General features: G+C 47.8%; 5 protein-coding genes. All 5 read right to left on the minus strand.

What is annotated here, in order from left to right; all coding sequences use genetic code 11:
* Window positions 1-2127 (minus strand): beta strand repeat-containing protein (locus ABV409_RS16605; RefSeq protein WP_353878753.1); only part of this gene is annotated, 2127 nt, incomplete at its 3' end.
* A 289-nt stretch (window positions 2128-2416) separates the two neighbouring features.
* Window positions 2417-5464: a beta strand repeat-containing protein gene (locus tag ABV409_RS16610; RefSeq protein WP_353878754.1), complete on the minus strand. Its 3048-nt coding sequence runs from the start codon at window positions 5462-5464 to the stop codon at window positions 2417-2419.
* Between the two features lie 216 nt (window positions 5465-5680).
* A complete protein-coding gene (locus ABV409_RS16615) occupies window positions 5681-7591 on the minus strand; it encodes an OmpA family protein (RefSeq protein ID WP_489672210.1) in 1911 nt (636 codons plus the stop codon).
* Window positions 7592-7601: 10 nt separating this feature from the next.
* On the minus strand, window positions 7602-8552 hold the full coding sequence (locus ABV409_RS16620; protein WP_353878756.1) for a PorP/SprF family type IX secretion system membrane protein: 951 nt from the start codon (window positions 8550-8552) through the stop codon (window positions 7602-7604).
* Window positions 8553-8568: 16 nt separating this feature from the next.
* A partial coding sequence (locus ABV409_RS16625) for a T9SS type B sorting domain-containing protein (RefSeq protein WP_353878757.1) occupies window positions 8569-8900 on the minus strand: 332 nt, incomplete at its 5' end.

Consider the following 8900-nt stretch of genomic DNA (forward strand, 5'->3'; position numbering starts at 1 on the left):
GATGGCGTTGCCGTCCTCGATGCTGATGTTCCCCGCAGTTCCATCTGTAGCAAGCGTTTGGTCGTCCGTACCCGAATCGTCAAGTGCCGATAGGTCGACTACTGGGTTGTTGCCCAACTCATTGGTATAGGTCAATTGATTGTTGGTGTCGTTAAAGGACAAACTCGTATTGGTCTCAGCGATTGAAACTGAAGCAACATTCAAATAAAGTGCCCCATCGGTTCCTGCCGTCAAATCATTATTTGCATCAGCACTTATCAAATTTGCTGATTGTGTTCCTCCACCATCGGTCACCCCAAGGCTTCCTGCGGTAATCGCAACCCCGGTATTGTATTCATTGGTGGCATCGGCATCCGCATCATCTACGTTCAACGTGATGGCGTTGCCATCTTCGATACTGATATTACCTGCCGTGCCATCGGTGCTGACCGTTTGGTCATCGGTACTGCCAGCGGCCAGTTCGGCCAAGGCGGCCTCTACATCCGTACCGGTGAAATTGCCCCCGGCATCGGTAATGGCCACCTCATCGGCATCCTGTATTTCGTTCGTGGCATCCGCATCGGCATCGTCTACGTTCAGGGTCAAGTTGCTTCCGCTACTCAAACTGATGTCACCGGCAGTGCCGTCGGTGCTGATATCTTGGATTTCATTGGTCGCGTCGGCATCCGCATCATCTACGTTCAAGGTAATGGCGTTACCGTCTTCGATGCTGATGTTACCCGCAGTACCATCGGTGCTGACGGTCTGGTCATCCGTACTACCGGCGGCCAATTCGGCCAAGGCGGCCTCTACATCCGTACCGGTGAAATTACCCCCGGCGTCAGTGATGGCCACTTCATCGGCATCCTGTATTTCGTTCGTGGGGTCCGCATCCGCATCGTCTACGTTCAAGGAGATGGCGTTGCCGTCTTCGATGCTTATATTACCAGCGGTGCCATCGGTACTTAGCGTTTGGTCATCCGTACTACCAGTAGCCAATTCGGCCAAGGCGGCCTCTACATCGTTACCGGTGAAATTGCCCCCGGCGTCAGTAATTGCCACACCCGCGGCATCCTGTATTTCGTTGGTTGGGTCGTTATCGGCATCATCCACATTATCGACTCCGTCATTATCAACCGTAACGGTGCCACCATTGACATCGGTTATGGTCGTTGTGCCGTCACCGTTATCCGTAACGTCCGTTATTTCATTGGTTGGATCGGCGTCCGCATCGTCAACGTTCAAGGTGATAGTGTTGCCATCTTCAATGCTCAAGTTACCTGCCGTACCATCGGTACTGACCGTTTGGTCATCCGTACTGCCAGCGGCCAATTCGGCCAAGGCGGCCTCTACATCGGTGCCAGTGAAATTGCCACCTGCATCGGTAATGGCCACGCCCGCGGCATCCTGTATCTCGTTGGTTGGGTCGTTATCAGCATCATCTACATTATCGACCCCATCATTATCAACCGTAACAGTACCTCCATTGACATCGGTTATGGTCGTTGTTCCGTCGCCGTTATCGGTGACATCGGTAATCTCATTGGTGGGATCTGCATCCGCATCGTCAACGTTCAACGTAATGGTGTTACCATCTTCGATACTGATGTTACCAGCCGTACCATCCGTTGCCAGGGTCTGGTCGTCCGTATTTGCAGCTTGTATATCCGCTAAAGGTATGGACACGGTATTGCCATCACTGTCGGTCAGGATCAAATCCGTACCATCTTCGGTCAAACTAATGTTCGTGGTATTGGTATCCGCCGCTTGAATATCGGCCAAAGGAATCGTTACGGTATTCCCATCACTATCAGTCAGGATCAAATCCGTTCCGTCTTCGGTCAAACTAATGTTCGTGGTATTCGAATCAGAGGAGGTCAGTTCCCAAGAATCCCCGTCCCAAAAGAATATCGTACCAGAAGTGGTATTCACGTAAAGATCGCCGACATCCGCTCCTGTCGGTGTCGTCGCCCCTGCCGCTGACACATCGGTGCCGCTCAGGACTTCACAATTACATTGATCTTGTAACGTAACCGTGGTCTGGGAAACCGCCGTTGCGGTTGCCATAAAAAACAGGACTGCAACCAGCCAGTGTTTGGCGGTGAACTTTTTGCTTATCATGGTTTCATCGTGTTTTAACTTTCGCATTTCAAATCTTTGGGAACAAAGCTTCATCCATCTCAATTTATTGGCTGTATCTATCAGAAAATCAACATTTGCCGTATAGGTACACTTTACAAAATTAGATTTATGACCCCCTGAGGAAAATAATTGTTGTGTATGGGCGAATTCGAGACATTAAGACAGGAAAAGTTGAGGTGATATGCCTAAAAATGGCTTAAAAAAAAGGCGCATCTTATCGATAACGCCACTAATAACAAGCTTTTTCAAGAACTTGGAGCGATCTACAAATCGCTCACGAATTGTAGGAATAATTCTAATTTTTATTCACCCTATAAGTAATCCTACGATTGGTGATGACCGTTGGAACCTGGGTCGACAAAGTGGCGGTATTGGACACTGTCTGTCCACAAATAAACGAGGCATGCCAAACCAAAACCCGGTATTGATTTCCATTATCGGAAGTGTCCACATTGGAAATGGCCAGGGTTGTTGTTGTCGTTCCTGAATAGACCCCGGAATCAGAGAGGTCATTCCATGAAGAACCGTCGAATAACTGCCATTGAAAGCGGTTTCCGGCAGCTGCTACAGTGAAGTTTGCCGAACATCCCGGGCAGACCGTGGTATCGGTTGGCTGGGTCGTAATCGACGGGGCACTGCCCGCTTCTTGAAAATCGAAGGTACTATTGGTGTTTTCATCTGCCGGCGAAGTATATCCATCGCTTCCAGAGGTCACGACCCCATTGCTGTTCACGATTACACTGGCGGGTCCGAGGTAATCATCGGAATTATCATCGGTAAATCCTGCTTCCACGACATCCGAACATCCATCGCCGTCGGCGTCAGCACTTTGAAAATCGCGTTCATTCAGGGCATCCGTATCGGTAATCGTATAGTTCAGCACTCCTGATTCCGCACTGGTTTCCAATGTGTCGAAAACCCCATTCGCACCAACATTGGCAGGCACGTCAGCGGTATCGATTCGACCATCAAGATCGGTATCATCCACACCTCCTACGGTTAGGGCACCACTTTCAACAATATCATAAATACCATCGTTGTCCGAATCCAAATCCGAACTGTCAATAATTCCGTCCCCATCGGTATCCAAAATCGCAATGACCCCATTGGCGTTCAAGGTCGAACCATTTGCAGCAGCATAATCCGCTTCCAAGTAGTTCAAAATACCATCGGAATCATCATCTGCATTGGGATCGGAAGTTAAACAGGTGAATGGATTCGATCCTGCAATGGACACTACGATCGCATGGGCGCTTGAGGATCCGAAATTCGGGTAATTGGCCGATGTAAATACGTTCGAGGCATCCAAATCGATACTATACCCCGCGCTACCATTGCTATCGGAGGCTCCGCTAGAATTCAGCCCGTCACCGAAAGAATCGAAAATCGTAAAGGTATAGGTACCCGAATCGGATACATTGAAGTTTTGGGTTATGATCTCATCCCCATTATTATAAGGGCCACCACTACCAATGGTGGTTGACGAAGGATCGACCAAGGTCCACGTGGTTTCCCCTTCCCATCGATCTAAATCAATGGTAATCGTAATCGTTGCCGAGGAAGATCCGATGACCGGGTCCGTTCCACACAGTTCTTGGGCGTCCGTAATACCATCGTTGTCATCATCGTAATCGACATCGTTGTTCAGGCCATCCCCATCAGAATCGTTTACGACCAAGACATCCCTAAAATCCAAATCCCCGCCGGAACCCAAATCGCCATCGGTGTCCGGTAAGGTGACCGCACCGGTGGTAGGATCGTCGATACTGCCCCCAGGGTCATCGTACCCGGTAGTGGTATCTATGGTATTGTCCAATCCATCACCATCACTATCGGATCCGCTCAGTGTCAATCCGGCTTCGACGGTATCGGAGCTGTCCGCATTGTCACTATCGGTATCCTTGTAATCCGGATTATCGATGCCATCCGTATTGACTGGTGTCAACCCCTCTCCTGAACCAGGTGTAGTCTCATAGGCATCATCCAATCCGTTTCCATCACTATCGGTATTGCTTGGGGGAAGATAGGAGCCACTGGCTTGGGCTTCCACATTATCGGGAATACCATCCCCGTCGCTATCCAAATCAACCGAGTCGATCAGTCCATCCCCATCGGTATCGGTGGTTCCTTCATCGGTATCCTTGATTCCATCATTATCATCGTCAATGTCAATGTTATCGTTCTGCCCGTCCTCATCCGTATCGACCATACAGGTTTCCAAAAACAGTACCTGCTGGGTGAAATTAAAGCCTTGGGTGCTACCACATGATAGACTTAAGTTATCGAAAACAGCATTTCCAGATCCGGTTACGGTATTCGGGTTGGTCACCCGGCGTATGGTGGTACTCCCACTACGGCTGTAATACAAATTACCATCAGGACCGAGTTGTACCCCGGAATAGGCACTTGTCGCGTCTATCTGTGAAGAAGACGTATTTCCAATGACGTGCACCCAAAGCGGATCGGACCAACCGATCCCTTGGCCGTCATAGCGAGAACCCGTACCGTTTTGATGGGCAAAGAACAGCCTAGAACTATCGGGTGAAAACTCTACACTATAGCCTGTAATCGTATTGGCAGTGGTACTCAAGGGCACTTGGGTCCATGACCCAATAGTTCCTGTCGGAGCATCAAAAGAAGCATAGAAAATTCCCCCATTCGCCGTAGAACCACCTCCTTCGATGGCTATGGCGATCATATCATTACGTTCTGAAAATCGAATCGTCGCCCGCTCTCCCCTTCTTGGGAGGTTGATCGGAAGTGAAAAACTTAAATCAGGGCTGTTGGCCCTAGCTGTATTCAACAAATTGGATTCATCAATTTGCCAAAGTTCAATCGAAGCGGCGCAATTCGTCGTACAACTTCCATTGTCATTGGCAATACTGGCGATCCAGGCCCCGCACAAGGTACCCGTATTGGTACCATAAAGAGCTTCGGTCGTATTGCTGTGCAAAAGATTGTTCTTGCTGGTTACGGTTTGTGTAGGGATGTCTACAATGGAATAGTATACCGTTCCGTCACGATCTTCATCACGACCGTTGCCATGTAAGACATACACTTGTTCGAAATTTGCACCGGGAACCGGCATGACCACCGCCATCTGGGTCCGTGTGGCGTTGGTGTTCAATCCTGTACCATTTGAATATAAGGTTCCCGTATTGTCGCGAACCGTTCCATTGTCTACGTAAAAGATCAAGTCCCCACTTACGGGATCGGACCAAGAAGAGGTCGCTTCAAAGGCGCCATCAGAAGGCAGGGAACAGGTTATCGTAGGAGGGGAAGTCCTAAAATCCATGAGGTAGCCCCGTCCATTCCACCAGTGGGCGTTAAAGGTTTGGGCCATTGCCATTTGACCGAATAACAGGCAAATGACTAAGGTTCGTATTGGGTAGGGTAGTCGCATTTCAAGTACACCCGAACTTTTTGGGTGTACCGCCAAATGTAAGCTAGGACGACCGGGGGCCTAAATAATTGTTGTAAACAAGCCCTTATGTAGTGTCAAAGGCCGAAAACCTGCTGTACTACAGCAAAATAGAAGGTCCTGTGGATTTGATTCAAATCAATCTTGGATGATGAACTCAGAGCGTCGGTTTTGTTGGTGTTTCTCCCTTGTACAGGAGACACCATCTTCACATTCATTCATCAATTTCTGTTCACCATACCCTTGATACGAAAGGCGATCTGCCGAGATACCTTTGGAAATCATATAATTGACCGTCGATTCGGCCCGTTTTCTTGAAAGCCAAAGGTTGTAGGCGTCATTGCCACGACTATCAGTGTGCGAATTGACCTTGATCCTAAGACTTGGATATTTTTCCATGGCCACGATTACCTTTTGGATCTCAACTTCGGCGTCAGGCCTGATTTCGAATTTGTTCAAATCGAAATATATGGTGCTTAACTGAAGTAGTTTAGTGAGGTCATCCCCAAAACCCCCTGTGACGACATCCCTTTCCAAATAGAAATCGACTATCCTTGGCTTTCCAAACGATTTCGGCAGGTATTCCTCAGAAGGCACATAGCCTTCCATCAGGGCCCTAACGAAGTTTCCTTTGTTGCAATCGAGATCGAGCACATATTCCCCTTTCGAATCGGTTATCGTAGAGGAAACCTCTTGGTTGGCTTCATCGATGATCATCAGGGTCGCCCCAACCAATACCTCATTGGAGATACGATCTCTAACGGTACCGGTAACATCCTGAATACAATCCAACTGAAGGGGTTCGGTTTCCGAAAATCCATAGATATCATCATCCCCGCTTCCATCTTCCCGATTTGAAGCGAAATACCCTTTTTTATCGTCGGCGATAATGAATGAAAAGTCATCGTATTGCCCGTTAATGGGTTTCCCTACGTTAACGATCGGCTGATCGTAGTCGGAAAAAGCGATTTTGGTCGCGAACACATCCAAGCCTCCCAAACCGGGATGGCCGTCCGATGAGAAATACAAGACGTCGTCAGCGGTAATGAAAGGGAAAGTCTCCCTTGCTTCGGTGTTGATGGTCGGCCCCAAGTTAATTGGCGGCCCGAAAGTACCATCCCCGACGATATTTACCTTGAACAAATCCGATTGCCCTCGGGTACCCGGCATATTCGAAGCGAAATACAATTGTTTTTCATCCGGACTCAACATCGGATGCGCTACGGAATAACTATCGCTGTTGAAGGGAAGTTCAATAATGTTCGTCCACTCACCTTCCACTTTCTGCGCCTGGTAAATCTTCAAATTGATGGTACCGTTGGCATCTTTATACTTTTTTCCATCCAAAAAGTTGTTCCTGGTGAAATACATGGTATTGCCATCTTTGGTAATCACCGAAGTCGATTCATGAAAACGGGTGTTGACCGTACCGGGGAGTTTGATCACGCTGCTATCCTTAACCTCATACAAATCAAGGAAATCCTTTGAGTTCCAAGTATGTCGATAGCGGGCCAAATTTCCGGTATCACGGTCGGAAGCGAAAACCAAACTACCATCATAAAAAGACGGTGCAAAATCGGAATGCTCTGAATTGTATGGGAAGGATTCCACATCGTAACGGCCCGAGTTCGCTTCGATTTTTGCCATATAATCTTCTTCTTGCGGTCTTTCGACACCGCTTTTGGCCGCCAGATCGGCAAACCGTTTCATCACTTCCGAAGATTTATCGTATTGCCCCAAGGTCTTAAGGGTCTGGGCATATCGAAACAAGTAATCAGGGGTCAGCACCGAATCGTACTTCTCGACCAAGGTTTCATAAACCTCGGCGGCTTCGGCATAATCAGCATTAAAGTAATAGGAGTTCCCTAGACGTTGCAAGATCTCTGGGGATTCATATCCTTTGTCGAGTACTTTTTTATAAATATCGATGGCCGGTCTGAAGGAATATTCTTCGTACTTCTGGTTGGCCTTTTCCAAAGAACGCTGTTGGCCGTTAGTGAACTGGCCAAGCATTAGCACCGTAATAAGAGCAAGAAGTTTTTTTATCATCATCCCCTATTTAAAAGAAGCGTGGTGAAACCGTTCGTTGAAAACGTCGTAACAACTCAAATCTCAAAAACACTTCAAATGAACCATCATTGAACTGGGTTCCCCCCAACTCGGTCGTTTCCCTATCATATGCCAAACCAAGCATCAATTGATCGGTCAATTGAAACCCGGCCAAGGCGCTTACTGCGGCATCCCATCGATAAGCCGCCCCGAAACTAAACTTGTCATTGAACAGAAAGCTTGCCGAAAGATCAACTTGCAAAGGGGCCCCACCCACGGCTTTGGTCAATAAGGCCGGTTTGAACTTTAGGTTGCCGTTCAAATCGAAAACATAACCGGTGATCAGGTAAAAGTTGATGCGCTCCGTGGCCAAAAAATTGACCGAATTGGCATCGTTGGCGTTATTATCGAAAAACTCCGTCTCCAAGATGTTCGGAGCGGATAAGCCCGCATAAAACTTATCGGTATGGTAGTAAAACCCAAGACCGATATTCGGTGAAAACTGACTATCGATATTGTCTTGTTGTACAACCTCCTGATCGAAATTTCTGAGTCCGACGAAATCAAGGCTCAAGAAATTACCGCCAACCTTCAAGCCAAAAGACATTTTAGCGGTTCGCGATACGTCCAAGGTATATGAAATGACCCCGTCTAAATAGGTTTCCTGGACCACACCATCACCAATATTGTCATTCACGATCGAAATCCCATAACCCAAACGGCTGTTGCGAATCGGCGAATGAAGATTCAAGGTGAAGGTTTCGGGGGCTCCGTTCAAACCAACCCACTGTGATCGATACAGGCCTGCGAAGGTCAATTGCCCTCGTGAACCGGCGTAGGCTGGATTCACGCTTAGCGTATTGAACATGTATTGCGTATACTGGGCATCCTGCTGACCTTGTATACTTTGAAACGTTAGGATACCCAAAAGTATCGGCAGAACAAACTTCCTAGTTATCATATTAGTTTTCAATGTATTATCTACTGATGTAGAAATAGTCACTATCTGTCTTTTTGCCTTCCGAGGTTTCGTACTCAAAGATATAATAATAAACCCCTGAAGGTAGGTAATCTTCTACACTTATTGTAGACCTTCCTCGCGAACGGCCATCAAAGATATTGTTGATGTTGTTGTAATTCGTGCCTTCATAAACGGCTACTCCCCATCGATTGAAGATTCGCAGGGAATTGCTGATCGTGCGATCGACACCTCGAATAAATAGGAAGTCATTACGTCCATCCCCATTTGGGGTCACCAATTGGTTCACTTCGATTTCTTCCTCAGTGGGAGGGTTAGGGGTATCGTCTA

Source organism: Flagellimonas algarum, assembly GCF_040513375.1.
Taxonomy (GTDB): domain Bacteria; phylum Bacteroidota; class Bacteroidia; order Flavobacteriales; family Flavobacteriaceae; genus Flagellimonas_B; species Flagellimonas_B algarum.

Excerpts from the sequence above, each read along its gene's own strand:
- ABV409_RS16610 (WP_353878754.1), bottom strand. The coding sequence starts at position 5,464 with ATGGCCCAAACCTTTAACGCCCACTGGTGGAATGGACGGGGCTACCTC.
- ABV409_RS16615 (WP_489672210.1), bottom strand. The coding sequence starts at position 7,591 with ATGATAAAAAAACTTCTTGCTCTTATTACGGTGCTAATGCTTGGCCAG.
- ABV409_RS16620 (WP_353878756.1), bottom strand. The coding sequence starts at position 8,552 with ATGATAACTAGGAAGTTTGTTCTGCCGATACTTTTGGGTATCCTAACG.